The 15,302-nt window shown below is 66.5% G+C and carries 14 protein-coding genes; 8 read left to right on the top strand and 6 right to left on the bottom strand.

The genetic code is table 11. The annotated features are described in order from the left end of the window. Positions 1 to 310 precede the first annotated feature (310 nt). The 4 genes from CKO28_RS03535 (at position 311) to CKO28_RS03520 (ending at position 3,951) form a co-directional block, all read left to right on the top strand. Complete coding sequence (locus tag CKO28_RS03535) at positions 311 to 751, top strand: pentapeptide repeat-containing protein (RefSeq protein WP_200339159.1); 441 nt, start codon at positions 311 to 313, stop codon at positions 749 to 751. 370 nt (positions 752 to 1,121) lie between these two features. Further along, on the top strand, positions 1,122 to 2,657 hold the full coding sequence (locus tag CKO28_RS03530) for an MFS transporter (RefSeq protein ID WP_200339158.1): 1,536 nt from the start codon (positions 1,122 to 1,124) through the stop codon (positions 2,655 to 2,657). A 127-nt stretch (positions 2,658 to 2,784) separates the two neighbouring features. Then, a complete protein-coding gene (locus CKO28_RS03525) occupies positions 2,785 to 3,681 on the top strand; it encodes a lipid kinase (protein ID WP_200339157.1) in 897 nt (298 codons plus the stop codon). Positions 3,682 to 3,792: 111 nt separating this feature from the next. After that, positions 3,793 to 3,951 (top strand): YqaE/Pmp3 family membrane protein, encoded by a 159-nt coding sequence (locus CKO28_RS03520; protein ID WP_200339156.1) that lies wholly within the window; start codon positions 3,793 to 3,795, stop codon positions 3,949 to 3,951. Positions 3,952 to 4,532: 581 nt separating this feature from the next. Here CKO28_RS03520 and CKO28_RS03515 read toward each other — a convergent pair. The 4 genes from CKO28_RS03515 to CKO28_RS03500 are packed head-to-tail and all read right to left on the bottom strand — an operon-like array spanning position 4,533 to position 8,737. Further along, entirely contained in the window at positions 4,533 to 5,471 is a 939-nt protein-coding gene (locus CKO28_RS03515; RefSeq protein WP_200339155.1) for a DUF4340 domain-containing protein, read from the bottom strand. 47 nt (positions 5,472 to 5,518) lie between these two features. After that, positions 5,519 to 6,994: a GldG family protein gene (locus CKO28_RS03510; protein WP_200339154.1), complete on the bottom strand. Its 1,476-nt coding sequence runs from the start codon at positions 6,992 to 6,994 to the stop codon at positions 5,519 to 5,521. 25 nt (positions 6,995 to 7,019) lie between these two features. Next, a complete protein-coding gene (locus CKO28_RS03505; protein WP_200339153.1) occupies positions 7,020 to 7,772 on the bottom strand; it encodes an ABC transporter permease in 753 nt (250 codons plus the stop codon). Then, positions 7,769 to 8,737: an ABC transporter ATP-binding protein gene (locus CKO28_RS03500; protein WP_200339152.1), complete on the bottom strand. Its 969-nt coding sequence runs from the start codon at positions 8,735 to 8,737 to the stop codon at positions 7,769 to 7,771. The genes CKO28_RS03505 and CKO28_RS03500 overlap by 4 nt, the downstream gene beginning before the upstream one ends. Before the next feature lie 234 nt (positions 8,738 to 8,971). Here CKO28_RS03500 and CKO28_RS03495 point away from each other — a divergent pair, with 234 nt between their 5' ends. Beyond that, entirely contained in the window at positions 8,972 to 9,334 is a 363-nt protein-coding gene (locus CKO28_RS03495; RefSeq protein ID WP_200339151.1) for a hypothetical protein, read from the top strand. Next, complete coding sequence (locus tag CKO28_RS03490) at positions 9,331 to 10,767, top strand: DegQ family serine endoprotease (RefSeq protein WP_200339150.1); 1,437 nt, start codon at positions 9,331 to 9,333, stop codon at positions 10,765 to 10,767. The genes CKO28_RS03495 and CKO28_RS03490 overlap by 4 nt, the downstream gene beginning before the upstream one ends. A gap of 307 nt (positions 10,768 to 11,074) precedes the next feature. Here CKO28_RS03490 and CKO28_RS03485 read toward each other — a convergent pair whose 3' ends face one another. Further along, positions 11,075 to 13,084, bottom strand: coding sequence for a PhoX family protein (locus CKO28_RS03485; protein WP_437127607.1), 2,010 nt, complete (start codon positions 13,082 to 13,084; stop codon positions 11,075 to 11,077). Positions 13,085 to 13,376: 292 nt separating this feature from the next. Here CKO28_RS03485 and CKO28_RS03480 point away from each other — a divergent pair, with 292 nt between their 5' ends. Next, positions 13,377 to 14,090: a ZIP family metal transporter gene (locus tag CKO28_RS03480; protein WP_200339149.1), complete on the top strand. Its 714-nt coding sequence runs from the start codon at positions 13,377 to 13,379 to the stop codon at positions 14,088 to 14,090. A 120-nt stretch (positions 14,091 to 14,210) separates the two neighbouring features. Here CKO28_RS03480 and CKO28_RS03475 read toward each other — a convergent pair whose 3' ends face one another. Continuing rightward, entirely contained in the window at positions 14,211 to 14,855 is a 645-nt protein-coding gene (locus tag CKO28_RS03475) for a hypothetical protein (RefSeq protein ID WP_200339148.1), read from the bottom strand. Positions 14,856 to 14,968: 113 nt separating this feature from the next. Between CKO28_RS03475 and CKO28_RS03470 the strand changes: the two genes are divergently transcribed. Beyond that, positions 14,969 to 15,250 carry a metal-sensing transcriptional repressor gene (locus tag CKO28_RS03470; protein ID WP_200339147.1) on the top strand — a complete coding sequence of 94 codons (282 nt, stop codon included), beginning with the start codon at positions 14,969 to 14,971 and terminating at the stop codon, positions 15,248 to 15,250. Positions 15,251 to 15,302: the final 52 nt, after the last annotated feature.

Below are 15,302 nucleotides of genomic sequence, written 5' to 3'. Positions count from 1 at the left end.
AGCCCTGGATCGGGTCACATGGCCCGGGATCGGGTCTCATGATCCGATGGTCAAGGCCGGCCGTGAAACTTCGATCGGCAATCGTGGAACCCGCCGATCGCCGGACGCGAACGGCGTGTCGCCATGGGGCCTGGCGGTCCAGCGATGGCCGGGTGTGGCGGCCGGATAACCGGGTCCCGTCAAATTCCTGTCGCAAAGCGGTGGTTCAAACCCCGGCCGGAGAACGGCATATGCCGCGGACGGACAGGTGCGCCCTGGTCCGGCTGACATCTTCACGACGCAGGAGCCTTCTATGACCCGGACGTGTCGAATGCCGCTCTTGATCGCGGCCCTGCTTGTCGCATGGACTTCGACCGGCCATGCCTTCAAGGCGGACGACGCGGCGAAACTTAAGAAAACCAACAGATGCGAAAACTGCGATCTGGCCGGCATCCTGATGCACGGGGCTGACCTCAGCGGAGCCGTCATGACGGGCTCGAACCTGACCGCGGCATCGTTCGATGAGGCCAATTTGACGAACGCGGACCTGCGTCAAGCCGATCTCGGCGGTGTGGACTTCGGCCAGGCCAACCTGACGAACGCGGAACTCCAGAACAGCAATCTATCCGGCGCGTTCCTGCGCCGCACGAATCTGACGGGAGCCAACCTGACTGGCGCCGACATGGACACCGCGATGGTGGCGGACGTGATCTTTTGCCACACGACGATGCCATCGGGCCGGATCCGGCGGCCGAACTGCGGCGGCAGCTAAACCTCATGTTCCGTCAAAGTCTGTGCACATTCACATCTTTCATTGCAGATGTCGGGTGGCCCCCAGCGGATGAACCGTCGCCAACCATCCGCCCTTCCCGGGGCACCGACACGTTTAGGCGGACGGAGCCGTTGGCGCGTTGCAGCAGACCCGGTGCCGGACGCCAAGCCGCATGGATTCGCCATGAGCCGGCGAGCCATCGGGCAACGCAAAGGTCTTTTCGGCCGATGCGTAAAAGCCTCCGTGTGAAACCTCCCCGCCGGCCGGCGCAACGCTGGACCGGCGGGGCTTTTTATCCGAACGCGACGACCTGGATACGCTGCGGCGCCGACGACCCGTGTAACCGGTGAAGACCAAGGGACGACGTGACGTGGCTACGCCGACCCAGGGTGACCAGACAGACGAGAATGAGAAGCAAGACGAGGCTCGGTTCCGCTGGGTCCTCGGCGTACCGTATTTCGTTCAAGGTACCAGCCATCTGACCGAAGTGCCCATCCTATACTTCATCAAGTTCTCGTTGGGCATGGGCGAGGCAGGCGGGCAACTGTTCGACTCGTTGCGCAACGTCGGTTGGTTCATCAAGCCGGTCTGGGGGTTGATCTCCGACCGCGTTCCGCTGTTCGGCTATCGCCGGAAGTCCTGGTTCGTCTTGATGGCGTTCCTGGCGATGGCGTTTTGGGCGGTGAGCGCGCTGCTGAGCGCTTTAGGCGTTCGAACGCCCGCCATCTTCCTGGTGAGCTTCAACCTGGCGTTCGCCACCTACGCCTTCGTCGACGTCGTGTGCGACGCCCTGATGGTCGAACGCGGGCGGCGCAGCGGCAAGGTCGGCACCTTCGTCAACTTCCAATGGGGGGCCCTGGCGGTCGCGAACGCCGGCTCCGTGATGCTCGGGAGTTATTTCCAGACACTGATCCAGGACGGTCAGCTACAGCCCTGGGTGGTCTTCGCCGCGACCGGCGTGCCGCCGTTGGCGACGGCCTATGTCGGCTTACGCAACATCAAGGAAGACCGCCAGCAGGCTGAGGCCGGCCCGCCGGTGACGCACCGTCTCGCAAACGCCGGTCACGCCTTGGTCGGCGGCGTCGCCCGGGTTGGGCGACGGCTCCCGGGATTTGTCGGCGCGTTTCGCCGATTCCGGCAACAGAACCGGCTGATCTGGTATCTTGTGCTGTTCCTCTTCTTCTGGAAGTTCAACCCGTCGGTCGGCTTCATCGAGCGCAGCTATCTGATCGACGAACGCGGCTTCTCCGCGACCAGCTTCGGTCTGGTGCTATCGCTCGGCGGGCTGAGCTTTCTGGCCTCCGTGCTCGCGTACGCCTGGATCACGCGGCGTTTCCCCAAGGTGCGCTGGGAACACTATCTTTACGCGATGGTGTTCCTGGGCGTTCTAAGCTTCCCGCTCAGCTTTTTCCTGTACCTTGAGCCCGGACATCCCTGGTGGGAGGCGATCTACTTCACCGTGCCGGACGCGTTGAACCCGTTACCGACCTGGAACCGCTACGAATGGTTCCGATTGCTCGTGCAGACCCTTCTCGGCTTCGCGACCATCCCGGCTTTCTTGGTGCCGCTGACCATCGCGGGGGAGACGGTCAGCCTGACCTACGCGGGCGTCAGCTACGCCTTCCTAATGTCGCTGACGAACGTGACGAACATGTTCGAAGGCGTCGTCGGAGCCGGCCTGTACGATCTCCTGACCCGGCCCTGGATGACGTGGCTGGTGTCAGGGTTCCAGCATTCCCTGTTCGATATCGCCGGCACAGGCGATACGCGAACTGCCATTCTGGAGATTTTCGTGTACATCTCGCTCGTGTTCTCGCTCCTGACGATTCCGTTCATCCTGCTCTTGAAGCGCGAACTGACCCGGCGCGGCATCGAAATCCATCTTGCCGGGCGGACGGAAGTTTGATTCGCCGCACCCCGGGCTAACCACGATCCGCAGGCCACCCAAGGCTAACTTTCCGACCCCGCATATCGGATGATCTGGGCCGGCAGCCGGTCCTGCCGCTCGGCGGCGCTTCTGGAGGACGGCTCTCGTGAATGAAAGCAAGACCGGGCGAACCCTTCTGATCCTGGCGCGGGCGAAGGCGGACCGGTTGGGCTCACGGATCGATCCCCTGGAAAAAGCCCTCGGCCCGCCCGGGACGGTCATCCGCGAACTGGTGGACGATCCCGACGAGATCGGCATGCGGATCGTGGAACAGTCGAGCGCGGTCGACCAGGTCGCCGTGGGCGGCGGCGATGGCACGCTGTCGAGCGTGGCGCCCGCGTTCATGCAGACCCAGCTTCCGATGGTGATCATTCCGCTCGGCACGGCGAACGATCTCGCGCGCACGCTGGGGATCCCGCTCGATCCCGTGGAAGCGGCCCAGCTCGCGCGTTCGGGACGGCTGGAGGATATCGACGTCGGCGACGTCAACGGCCACACCTTCTACAACGCCGCCAGCATCGGACTCAGCGTCGACGTCGCCGAGCGCCTGGAGCTCGGTCCGAAGCGCTATGGCGTGGTCAGCTACCTACTCGCCCTGCTCGACCTGACCCGCGCGTGCAGGAACTTCCGCGCCATCGTCGACGGTGACGGCGAACGGGTTACGCTGAACTCGATCCAGCTGACGGTCGGCAACGGCGTGCGTCACGGGGGCGGCGTGCGGGTGCATGCCGACGCCTCGATCGACGATGGGCAGCTCGACCTCTACAGCCTGGAGCCGCAGCCGCTGTGGCGCTTGCCGTTTCTGTTCCCGGCCTTCATGCGCGGCACGCATCATGGCTGGCGCAGCGTCACCAACCTGCGCGCCAAGCAGTTCCACATCGAGACCCCTGCAAAGCCCAAGCGTGTCAACGCCGACGGCGAAATCGTCAGCCGCACGCCAGCGACCTTCATACTGCACCGCAACGCGGTCTGGGTACGTCTGCCGCCATCCGCCAACCGGTGACCCGTCGGTGCGCCCCGCCGTCGCGGCCGGGCCGGACGCGATTTGATCGGATGTGCCTTCGAGCCTCGCGAGCTACTTGCCATAAGCTGTTGCGTTCGTTACGCGCGGATCATGGACCTCGTACGCATCATCCTCGCGATTGTTCTGCCGCCGCTCGGGGTGTTCTTTCAGGTCGGGCTCGGCGGCCATTTCTGGCTCAACATCCTGCTCACCCTGTTCGGTTACATCCCGGGCATTGTGCACGCCGTCTGGATCATCGCCCGGCGCTGAGCCGTCCGAAAACGATCCGTCGGCGCCCGTGGCCCTGCGAAGGCGTCAAAGTGCCCGCAAATATGCGTGTTGTCTCGCCGGTACCGAGGGTTTTCCTGACACCTTCCCCAGTGTGCCCGCCTCCCGCGCCCCGGCGACCCAAGCAGTCTGCCGGTTCCGCGACCGGCAGGCGCCCGCCCCGGCCGCCGCTTGCCCGTTGGCCGGCCGGGACGCCAGCCGTGCCTCCTGTGGGGTGCTGTGGGGATCCCCTGGGGCGTGGCCAGGCAGCAGTCCGTTGCTTGGCGACGCGACCCGGGAGACAGCGGCTCTAGAGCCAAATCGATGAAGGTCGAGTCGACCTTCATCGCGAATCTTGCTCTAACTGCTTGAAGAGAAAGAGCAAGATTCAGCTGAAACAGGTGGCTTCACCTTTCAGCTGACTCTTGCTCTAGCCGGTTTCTGTCCCGGCCTGCACGCGTGATCTGACGAGGGCGCAGCGGGCCACGCAGCCTGCCTGTCGTAGATGGGCCCCACCGGCGGTTCGCACCCGCCGGTGGGGCCGTCTTTTCAACCCGGAGATCCCGGGCAGCCAGCCCGACGGTTCAGGATTTGTCGCGCGCCGACGATCCGGTTCTGTCGGACTGGTCCGCCTTGGCGCTCGCGTCCTGGCTTTTCTGCGGCTTCTGAAGGCTGAACAGGCGATCGGCCATGCCTTCGGAAACGAGGTAGCGCACCGGCAAATCGGGTCGGGTGACGGCCACGTTGCCATCGTCCTCGGTGCCAAGGCGTGCAAATCGGTACGGCTGGTCCCGGCTTGCCGTGTAAACCCGGACATCGACCTGGAGGTCGCCGGTGTATTGTTTTCCCTCGACGTCAGAGGCGACGGCGCTTTCCCAGGCACGGCCCAGCGTCTTGCCAGCGTCCTTGGCGACCGATCCGGTTTTCTCGATGACCCGCCAGTTGGCTTCCGGGTCGCCGTCGCGCGCGACCTTGAAGCTATCGCTTTCGATTCGCGTGATCTGCGCGTCCGTCGGTACGAGATTGCGGGCGACGTAGCCGGTCGCCGGCTGGTCCACCCGCCGCATCAGCCCGGTATCGACGGTGTAGATCGTCTCGCCGACCTTGGCGTACATGGCGCGTTCGGTCGGCACCTTGTCCCCAAGCGCGATCGTGGTCCCGGCAACGTCGATTCGCAGCGACGGCTGCTTAAGCCCGAACGCGCCGAGATCGCGGTCGCCGATCGGGAAGTGATCCTTTACGCGCTGACGTAGCCCCTCGAGGAGCGTCTCGACCTGGCGGCTTTCCGCGGGCATGGCAAACGGTTCGGAAAGCGCCCAGGCGCCATCCTTGCGGACCAGAACCGTCTGCTTGGTCGACTCCCCGGATCGGGTGATGGTCACCCGCTCGACTTTCCCCGCCTCCAGATCGGCCAGCCGCGGTTGTTTCTTGGGGGGTTCCGCCCAAGGCTCGAAATACACCAGGGCGCCGCCGACCACGACCGCGACCAGGAGGACAAGGTTGGTGATCAGCCGGCGTCGCATGGTTCCTCCTTCACCTCAGATGCCGGTCGCGTCATAGCTTGCACGGCTCAGCGCCGACGTTGCCGGACCCAGGTAGCGCCTCCGGCTGCCAGCAAGCCGATCGGCAGCAGCCCCATGAACAGCGCCTGCAGGGCCCAGAGTGTCGAAACCGAGAGGTTCAGGTTCTGCCCGGGGGGCTGCGGCGTCGAGATGTTGAGAGACGCCGTGTCCCCGCTGAGCCACTTGACCGTGTTCATCGCCAGGTCGCGGTTGCCCCCGAAGCCGATGAAGGCATTCGACATGAAATCGGCGTCGCCGATCACCACGATCCGCTGCTGACCGGTCGGCTGGCTCTTGCCGTTCTGCGCTGAGCCGGGTGCTTGGGTCCCGGACTGGCCGCCGCTTGCGCTGGCCGCGGCCTTGACCACGCCTTGACCCGATCCGCTCGATGTCGCGGCCGTCTTGGCCGAGCTATCGCTTGGCTGCGGGGCTTGGCGCGTCAACGTCACGCCGAGCGTCACCGGACCTCTCCGGTCCTCGCCTTGATCGAAGCTTTGATCGAACGCACCCGTGTCCGCCCAGCTTCGCGCGCCGGTCTGCAGGAACGCACTGGTGGTCCAGCCAGCGGACGAGGCGATCTGCACGTTGCGCGCCTTCGGGAAGACGGTGGTTTTCGAGAAGTCACGGGTGATCTGCGTCCCGCTGTAGTCGGTGACCACGCCGAAAGCCCGGCTGCGGGCCCCGAACACCTGGACCGGTGAGGCGATCGTCGCGGCGCCGGCGTCAACCACCTGCGTTTTTCCACCCAACTGAGGCGGTGCCCGGCCGCCGACGTCGGCGAGCCAGAGCAGGTTGCCGCCGTTGGCGACGTAGTCCCTGATGCGCTCGCGTTCCTGGGGTAGAAGCTTCTGCCGCGGGTCGGCCACCACCAGGACCGACACGTCCTTGGGCACCTGCCTAACCTGCGCCAGGCTCAGCGACCGCGTCGCGTAGCCCTGGTTTTCCAGGGCCCGCTTGAACACGGTCAGGTCGCTGCGGGCCCGACCGTTGATCGCCCGTTCGCCGTGGCCGGTCAGGAACGCCAGCTTGGTCTCGCTGGCATCCGCCACACGCTTGATCGCGTTGGTCAGCTTGGCTTCCTCGTACTGCGAGACCTTGGCCGTGCGGCCCTGATACCGCACGACGATCGTGCCCTGGCGCTGGATCCCGAGGTCCCGCACCTTCTGAGGATTGGTCTTGGGATTGACGAAGGTCAGTTCGACCGTTTCGGAAGCCCGGGTGTAGCGCCGGGCAACGTTCCGGATCTGGTCGCGCAGTTGCTCGCTATCGCTGGCGAACGCCTGGAACGTCACCTTGCCGTCGAGCTGTTGCAGCAGCTCGCGGCTCGGCTGGGACAGGGTGTTGCGGTTGCCGTATGTCCAGTCGGCCTGGGCCGTGTATTTCGTGCTGGCCCAGGCGGCGACGGCGAGCACGGCAAGAAACAGAACCGTAAAGCTCGCCGACTGCAGGCGCAGGTATTGCCGTAGGCGCTTCGTCAGTTTCATCGCCGATGTCCTCTCACCGCTGGCCTCAGGTCTGCAGGCGATGGGCGTCCAGCCGCTGCACGCTCAGGGTCAGAAAGCCGAGCGTGACGAGCGCGAAGTAGATCGCATGCTCGGTGCCGATCGTGCCCTCCAGGAAGGCGTTGTAGTGATCCAGCATGGAGAGGTAGTCGATGGCCGGCTGGAGCGGGCCAAGATCCACGCCGCCGAAGTTGATCACCCAAAGGAACAGCAGCAGCCCGAAAGTCGCGACGCCGGCCACGATCGGCGAGCGGGTCAGGGTCGAGAAGAACAGGCCGGCACTGCCGAACGCCGCCAGGAGGAGGGTCAGGCCGATCAAGCCGGCGGCAAGCCGACCCAGGTCGAGCGACGTGCCGAGCAGCAGCGACAAGGGCATGACCGCGGTCAGCGCCACCACGATCAGCAGGAACCCGGCGAGACCGAAAAACTTTCCGAGCGCGATCTCCGACATCGAGACCGGCGCGGAATACATCAGCCGGATCGTCTCGGCCCGCCGCTCCTCGGCGATCAACCGCATGGCGAGGATGGGCACGATCATCAGCAGAACGATCGCGGCGGAATCCAGGGTCGGAATAACCGTTATGTCCGTGATCCCGGGCGGATCCGACATTCTGGACAGCTGCGGCTGGAGGCGTTCGAAGCGACCCACGCCGGAGAAGAAAAACCAGGCGACCAGCCCCTGCACGACCGCCAGCACGACCCAGGCCAGCGGCTGCGCGAACAGACTGCGCAGGTCGCGCATCGCGATGATCCCGATCATGCCGCCATCTCCTCGTTGGTGTCCTGCACTTCGCTCTCGGATGCGCCGGTGAGATCGACGAAGACCTGCTCGAGGCTCTTGCGTTCGGGGGTGAGTTCCCACAGGCCCCAGCCCTCCGACGCGGCCCGGGCGACGATCTGCTCCGCGGTGTCGCTCTGGGTGTCGTGGAAGACCCGCAGACGACCGTCATCCAGGCGCTCGACGCGTTCCACGCCCTGGATACCCTGGACGCTTTCCGGCGCCGGCAGCGCCCGGCCGCCGAGCAGCAAGCTGCTGTGCTGCATGCGTGCGCGCAGGGCCGAGACGTCCTCGGCGAGCACCAGCCGCCCCTCATGGATGATCTGCACGCGCGTGCAGATCGCCTCGACCTCCGGCAACACATGGCTGGACAGAATCACCGAGTGGCTCTTCCCCAATTCGCGGATCAACTGACGGATTTCCCGGACCTGAATCGGGTCGAGACCCTTGGTCGGCTCGTCCAGGATCAAGACTTCCGGGTCGTGCACGATCGCCTGCGCCAGACCCACACGCTGCTTGTAGCCGCGCGACAGGTTGGCGATGACGCGCTCAGCCACGTCCTCCAGGCCGCACCGCCGCATCGCGGTGGCGACCGCCTCGTCCAGGTCCGCCTTCGGAACCCGGTTCAAGCGCGCGCAGAAGCGCAGATAGGCGTCCACGGTCATCGTGGTGTAGAGCGGCAGGGTCTCGGGCAGATAGCCGACGGAGGCCTTGGCGGGCCGCGGATTATCGAGCAGGTCGCAGCCGTTCAGTTCGATCCGGCCACCGCTCGGCGCGAGATTGCCGGTGAGCATCTCCATCGTTGTCGTTTTCCCGGCGCCGTTGACGCCGAGAAACCCCAGGATTTCCCCCCGTTCCAGTTGAAAGCTGAAATCTTGAACGGCCTGTGTCGGGCCAAAGAAACGCTGCAGGCCATCGGCCTCGATCAGGGTGCTTCGCTCTTCCATCACGTCGCGTCCCTCTCGTTGACCGACTTTCGGCTAAGTCACGTGGGCCCTATCCGAGCGGTGTGCAAACAATGTGACTGGTTAACCCCTGCGCGATGCCGACGTTGCCAAGGAATCTGCGCATTTGCATGCGTTGACCGCTGAGATGGTGATGCGCACGTACCGGATGCCCGCAGGACCAGGCGCATCAAGCAGGCGTGCCCGGGCATATCCAGGTTTTCGACGGAGGCGCCGATGACCGACAAGAGCCGCAGGCTCACGGTCTGGATCTCGGCTGGCGTTCTCGCCGCCGGCGTCGCGTTGCCCGCCATGGCGGCGGACAACAGCACGAGCAAGGCCGGCGACACGGCGAAGCAGAGCCAGACGCGGGCCGCCGAAACACGGATCCCCGACGCCAAGATGAAATCCTTCGCCGAGGCTGCGGAAGACGTTCAGAGCATTGCCGCGGAATACCGCCCGAAGATCAAGGCGGCCAAGCAGGCCGGCAAGACAAGAAGCTGTCCAAGCGCATCCGCAGCGAGATGGACAGCGGCAAGAGCGGCAAGTCCGAGAGCTGATCGGACCGACATGACCATATCCATAGGAGTTCACGCATGACCCGAACGCTACGTTTTGGGGCGGCCGGCGCGATGATCCTCGGTGCCGTCGCATCGGCGGCGCCCGTCGCCGCCCAGGAGACGCCACCAAGCTTTGCCCCGGTCGTGAAGGATCTGTTGCCGGCGGTGGTCAACATCTCCACGCGCAAGACGGTCGACCGCGGCCCCCAGATGCCCTTCGAGCAGTTGCCGGAAGGCCACCCCCTACGCGAGTTCTTCGAGCGCTTCGGCGGCGGCCAACGTCAGGCCCCGCGCCAGATGCGCTCGCTCGGTTCCGGCTTCATCGTCGATGAGTCCGGTTACATCGTCACCAACCAGCACGTCGTGAAGAAGGCCGACCAGGTCACCGTCGTCCTGCGGGACAAGACCCGGCTGGACGCCGAGATCGTCGGCACCGACAAGGCGACCGACCTCGCCCTGCTCAAGGTCGAGACGAAGCGGGACCTGCCGGAGGTCGACTGGGGCAACTCGGCGAAAGCCGAGATCGGCGACTGGGCCCTGGCGATCGGGAACCCGTTCGGGCTCGGCGGGTCGGTGACCGCCGGCATTATCTCGGCACGCGGGCGCGAGATCAAAGCCGGTCCCTACAGCCGCTTCATCCAGACGGACACGGCGATCAACCAGGGCAACTCAGGCGGCCCGCTGTTCAATGCCGACGGCAAGGTGATCGGCGTCAACACGGCGATCCTGTCGCCCAGCGGGGGTAACGTCGGTGTCGGCTTTGCCCTGCCGTCCAAGGTCGCCAAGCCGATCATCGCCGAATTGAAGCAGGACGGCGAGGTCACCCGCGGCTGGCTCGGCGTGATGGTCCAGCCGATCACCCCGCAGCTGGCCAAGGGCCTTGAAATCCCTGCTGAAGATGGCGCCTTGATCGGCAACGTCGTCGCCGGCAGTCCAGCCGCGAAAGGCGGCCTGAAACAAGGCGACGTGATCACCAAGGTCGAGGGCCAAGCGATCGAGGATGCCGGGGAACTCGCCTGGCGAGTCTCGCAGCACGATCCGGGCGAGCAGGTCGAGTTGACGATCTGGCGGAACGGCGAAAAGACCACCGAGACCGTCACGCTCGGCAAACGCTCGGAAGACAAGATGGCTTCGGCTGAGCCGGCCATTGACGGCGATGCCGCGGCGCAGCTGATGGGCGTCAAGCTCGCGGATGTCGGGCCGCGGACCCGCGAGCGCTTCGACCTCAGCCAGAGCGCCGACGAGGTCGTGGTAACCCGAGTCGCGCCGGGCAGTCCCGCCGCCAGCCAGGGCATTCAGCCGGGCGACGTCATCGCCCAGATCGGCCGTCAGGAGGTCGACACGCCACAGCAGGTCAACGAACTGCTGCGGAAAGCCGCCCAGGCCGGCTCCGATGGGGTCGTCGTCCTTCTGCGCCGGGACGGCAACAGTCAGTTCGTCCCCGTCCCCCTGGCCTCGCCCGAGCAAGGCTGAGGGCCTCAGCGGCCGAACACGGTAAGGCGCACGGCCAGGCCCACGGCTTGGCCGGCGCCTTGCCGCCCAGCCTCCAATGGTAGTGGCACAGCGGTATCCGCCCCCCGCTATTTGGCCGCAATATTGCACACATATCTGCGCCGTTTTACGGCCCTCTCGAGCATCCCACATGCGATGCTGAGAGGAGGGTTGGCGGAAGAGGTGGCCGCCGGCATGGACCGCGGCCACCTCCCCTCCATGGCCCTCTCCTCCCAATCGAAAAGGGGACGCACCGTCCGCGGTCGTGGTTCACCCGACCCGGGGCGCGTCAACCGATCTGACCGCCGCCCTTGGGCGTGATCGCCACGACCGACGGGCGGACCGGCATGTTCTCGTCGAAGTCCGGCCAGCGGGTCACCGGGTTTTCGAAGGTCGATCCCTCGGCGTCGGCCGGGTGCTGGACCGCGACGAACAGCGTGCCGTCGTCCGGCGTGAAGAACGGGCCGCACATCTCCGCCCCGACCGGGCAGCGGAAGAAGTGCCGGCTGGAGCCGCGCAACTCGCCATCCGTCTCGATCGCCCACATGCCGTCGGCCCGGCCGGAATCCTCCTGGCTGTTGCCGTCGGTGGAGATCCAGAGCCGGCCGCGGTTGTCCATCTTGGAATTGTCGGGATTGATGAACCAGCCGTGCTCGCTGGTCGCCTTGCCCCACTTGGCACCGACCTCGGGGTCGTCCGGGTCGCCCGCCAGGATCAGGATGTCCCAGCGGTCTCGCAGGCTGGTGAAGTCGCCGTCGGTGACCTGAATCTCCAGAACGTGCCCGGCGGAGTTGCCCGCGCGCGGGTTGGCCGGGTGCGTGGCGTCAGGCTTGCGTTTCTCGTTGGAGGTCAGCATCACGTAGATCCTGCCTGCCGCCGGGTCCGGGGTGACGTCCTCCGGCCGATCCATCGGCGTGGCGCCCAACAGGTCGGCCGCCCGGCGCGTCTCGATCAGCACGTCGGCCTGGCTCTCGAAGCCGTTCTCCGGGGTCAGCGGGCCGGTGCCGAAGACGATCGGCAGCCAGTCGACGGTGCCGTCCGCGTTGAACCGGGCGACGTAGAGCGTGCCGCTGTCCAGCAGGCCGAAGTTGTTGGACCGGTTGTTGTGGTCGACCCGGCCGTGGGAGACGAACTTGTAGACGTAGTCGAACCGCTGGTCGTCGCCCATCACCGCGACCACGCGGCCGTCGGCGTTCTCCAGCGTCTCCGCGCCCTCGTGCTTGAAGCGGCCCATCGCGGTGCGCTTCACCGGCGTCGAGGTCGGGTCGTAGGGGTCGTATTCGACCATCCAGCCGAACCGGTTGGGCTCGCGCGGCTCCTTCCCGACATCGAAGCGGTCGTGGTAGTCGGCCCAGTCGTACCAGCCGCCCGGCACGCCGTAGCGCTTGTGGTTCTCCGCCTCCGCCGGATCGGAATTCTCGCCCTTGAAGTAGCCGTGGAAGTTTTCCTCCGCGATCAGGACGGTGTTCCAGGGCGTGAGGCCGCCCGCGCAGTTGTTGACCGTGCCGATCACCCGCGTGCCCGAGGGGTCGTCACTGGTCTTCAGCCGGGCGTGTCCGGCCGCCGGGCCCGAAATCGTCATTTCCGTCGAGCGCAGGCTGATCCGGCGGTTGTACGGGCTGTCCGGCTTGTACGACCATTTGCCGTCGGCCCCGCGCGCGACCTCGATCACGGAGTGGCCGTGGGCGGCCATCTCGATGTTGGCGATCTCCTCGGTCGTGCCCTGGTAGTTCGGGAACATCAGCTCAGCGTTGGTGTACTCGTGGTTGACGCAGAGCAGCCCATGGTCGGCGTTGTCCGAGCCGGCGGGCAACGGCACGAAGCCGACGTAATCGTTGTTGTAGCCGAACTGCTTGTCCTGCGCCTCGGCGCTCTGGCTCATCGGCTGGAAGGTGGGCGCGCCCGGCTCGACGCCGTCGCCCCAGCGGATCAGCACGTCGGCGTCGTAGCCCTGGGCCACGTGGTGGGTCTCGTCGACCGCGGCTTCCAGCTCGGGGAAGTTGAAGCTCCAGGCCGAAGCGGGCACGCCCGCGCCCTCGGCGGCCTCGGCTGTGCCGCCGCCGCGCAACAGTCCGGCGGTGCCGGACAGGGTGGCCACCGCCGTCATCGCGAGCGCGCCACGCAGCACGTCGCGCCGGCCGTAGCGGGCGCCGATCACCTCGCCGATGGTCGGCCGGTCGAGCGGCGAACTTGGCGTATCCTCGGCGTACTCCATCCGGGTGGACTGGCTGTAGCCCTGCTCCGTCGGATCGCCGGCGGCGTCCGGGTGCAGGTCTTGTGTCGGTTCGTGATCGTTCATCGTGGTGATCTCCCTCATGTGCCGCGTTGCCCGCAGGTCGCTATCCTGCGCCTTCAGCGTTTGCAGCCTCATGACAACGGGCAAGAAAAGATTGGCAGCCCGATCACCCCCGTGTGGACTCGACCGACAGGTGGGCGCCGGCGTGCAGCGCGGCGGGCCTGGCGTGGACGCGCAAGGCGACGTGGCTCGAACAGGTCACTTCGGCACGGCCGCCTGCAACCGCAGGCTTGACACGGCACCGCTTCGGTCTCCGTGATCCGGCTTGCCGCCCCCGACCGCCTGGGTAGGACGCATGAGCGATATGGTGACAGCCCTGGCGTACGCCACGATCGCCGGCGTGGCGATCCCGCTGGGCGGCCTGGTGGCCAAGGTCGAGCACATTCAGCCGAGGTGGCTGGACGAGGAGTTCCGGCACAGCGTGATCGCCTTCGGCGGCGGCGTGCTGCTTGCGGCGGTGGCGCTGGTCCTGGTGCCAGCCGGGATGGCGGACCTGGCGCCGACCCCGGCCGTGCTATCGTTCGCCGCCGGCGGCATCGCCTTCTTCCTGATCGACCGCATGATCGAACGCCAGGGCGGCGCCGCGGCTCAGCTCATGGCCATGCTGCTCGACTTCGTCCCGGAGGCGATGGCGATGGGCGCGATGCTGGCCACCGAAGCCAGCACGGGCCTCCTGCTGGCGCTGCTGATCGCCCTTCAGAACCTGCCCGAGGGCTTCAACGCGTACCGGGAGATCCTGGCCACCGGCCGCATCGGCCGGGGCGCGCTGCTGGCCCTGCTCTGCCTGTTGGTGCCGCTGGGCCCCCTGGCGGCGTGGATCGGACAAGAGCAGATGGCGGACCTGCCGGGCCTGCTGGGCGCGATCATGCTGTTCGCCTCCGGCGGTATCCTCTACCTGACCTTCGAAGACATCGCCCCGCTAGCTCACCTGGAACGTCACTGGGCGCCGCCGTTGGGCGCGGTGTTCGGCTTCCTGCTGGGGCTGTGGGGCCACATGCTCGTGGCTTGAAGCCTACCTTCGCACGGTCCGACGGGGCCGTCTTTGCCCCCTGCCGATCCGGATGGCCAATGCCGCGGCCGCTGCCGAGGGGAGCTCCCGCCGACCCGCCACGATGTTCGACCGGCGGTCTCATAGGACGCCGGCGACGAACCCGGCGCCAATCAGGATCAGGATGGTGCCGGAGAGCTTGGGCAGGTGCGGTGCCCAGTGCGTCAGGCGATGGCGCCAGCGCTGATACCCGGCGATCGCCAACAGTGTCAGCGTGACGATCGCCAGCACGACCGACAGCGCGTAAGCCAGCATCAACTCCAGGCAGTGGGCCGATCCCGCGCACATTCCAATGATCTGAAACTCCTCCTCGTGCGCGAAGCCGAGCGCGAACGCCGCCGCTGCGATCCCCCAAAGACCCGTTGCGCCGGCCGACGCCTCCGCCCCGGCGTGCGTGTGGTCGTGCGCGGCCGCGTGCCGGTGTCCTTGATGTCCGCGTAGCTCCCACAGTCCAAGGGCGATCAGCACAGCGCCCGCCGCGAGGTTGATCCAGCCGAGCTCACCCAGGTCCAGCCACGCCTTGAGACCGAAGAACACCAGCACCACCGCGACGCTGCTGATCATGTGACCCGTTCCCAAGATGGCGCTGGCGGCGGCGCCGGCGGCATAGCGGTTGGTTCGGGCGATCGCGTAGCCGGCGGCCAGCGGCCAGCCGTGGCCGGGCTCGATCCCGTGCAGCAGGCCGAGGCCAATCGCCCCGGCGAACACCGCGAGCGTTCCGTCCATAACGTGCGCCTCCAGCGGCCCGGTGCCCTGCGGGCGGTCGAAGCCGGTCCCGCGCGAACGGTTGCGTTCATCGTCATGTCTGCTATATCCCCTCCAGGGGGATGGGATCAACCATGACCGATGCGACGCACCAGCACGCCACGCACCCGCAGGTCGCCAACCGCCTGAAGCGGGCCGACGGGCACCTGCGCAAGGTGATCCAGATGATCGAGGATGGCCGGCCGTGCCTGGAGCTCGTGCAGCAGCTCTACGCCGTCGAGAACGCGCTGGCGGGCGCGCGGACGACCCTGATCAAGGATCACCTGGACAACTGCCTCGACACCGTCGTCGGCCCGATGACGGCCGAACAGCGGCGCGAGATCGAGGAATTCAAGGCGATCGCGAAGTACCTGTAATTGGGGTCTCGCGCTTGGGCGCCGCGATCATCCCGCTGGCCCCGCACGGCCA

The sequence above is a fragment of the Rhodovibrio sodomensis genome (genome assembly GCF_016583645.1).
Taxonomy (GTDB): domain Bacteria; phylum Pseudomonadota; class Alphaproteobacteria; order Kiloniellales; family Rhodovibrionaceae; genus Rhodovibrio; species Rhodovibrio sodomensis.
Note: the sequence above shows the minus strand (reverse complement) of the source record. Positions and strands in the feature narration are given on the sequence as shown.

Excerpts from the sequence above, each read along its gene's own strand:
- CKO28_RS03535 (WP_200339159.1), top strand. The coding sequence starts at position 311 with ATGCCGCTCTTGATCGCGGCCCTGCTTGTCGCATGGACTTCGACCGGC.
- CKO28_RS03520 (WP_200339156.1), top strand. The coding sequence starts at position 3,793 with ATGGACCTCGTACGCATCATCCTCGCGATTGTTCTGCCGCCGCTCGGG.
- CKO28_RS03515 (WP_200339155.1), bottom strand. The coding sequence starts at position 5,471 with ATGCGACGCCGGCTGATCACCAACCTTGTCCTCCTGGTCGCGGTCGTG.
- CKO28_RS03510 (WP_200339154.1), bottom strand. The coding sequence starts at position 6,994 with ATGAAACTGACGAAGCGCCTACGGCAATACCTGCGCCTGCAGTCGGCG.
- CKO28_RS03505 (WP_200339153.1), bottom strand. The coding sequence starts at position 7,772 with ATGATCGGGATCATCGCGATGCGCGACCTGCGCAGTCTGTTCGCGCAG.
- CKO28_RS03500 (WP_200339152.1), bottom strand. The coding sequence starts at position 8,737 with ATGGAAGAGCGAAGCACCCTGATCGAGGCCGATGGCCTGCAGCGTTTC.
- CKO28_RS03495 (WP_200339151.1), top strand. The coding sequence starts at position 8,972 with ATGACCGACAAGAGCCGCAGGCTCACGGTCTGGATCTCGGCTGGCGTT.
- CKO28_RS03490 (WP_200339150.1), top strand. The coding sequence starts at position 9,331 with ATGACCCGAACGCTACGTTTTGGGGCGGCCGGCGCGATGATCCTCGGT.
- CKO28_RS03485 (WP_437127607.1), bottom strand. The coding sequence starts at position 13,084 with ATGAACGATCACGAACCGACACAAGACCTGCACCCGGACGCCGCCGGC.
- CKO28_RS03480 (WP_200339149.1), top strand. The coding sequence starts at position 13,377 with ATGAGCGATATGGTGACAGCCCTGGCGTACGCCACGATCGCCGGCGTG.
- CKO28_RS03475 (WP_200339148.1), bottom strand. The coding sequence starts at position 14,855 with ATGGACGGAACGCTCGCGGTGTTCGCCGGGGCGATTGGCCTCGGCCTG.
- CKO28_RS03470 (WP_200339147.1), top strand. The coding sequence starts at position 14,969 with ATGACCGATGCGACGCACCAGCACGCCACGCACCCGCAGGTCGCCAAC.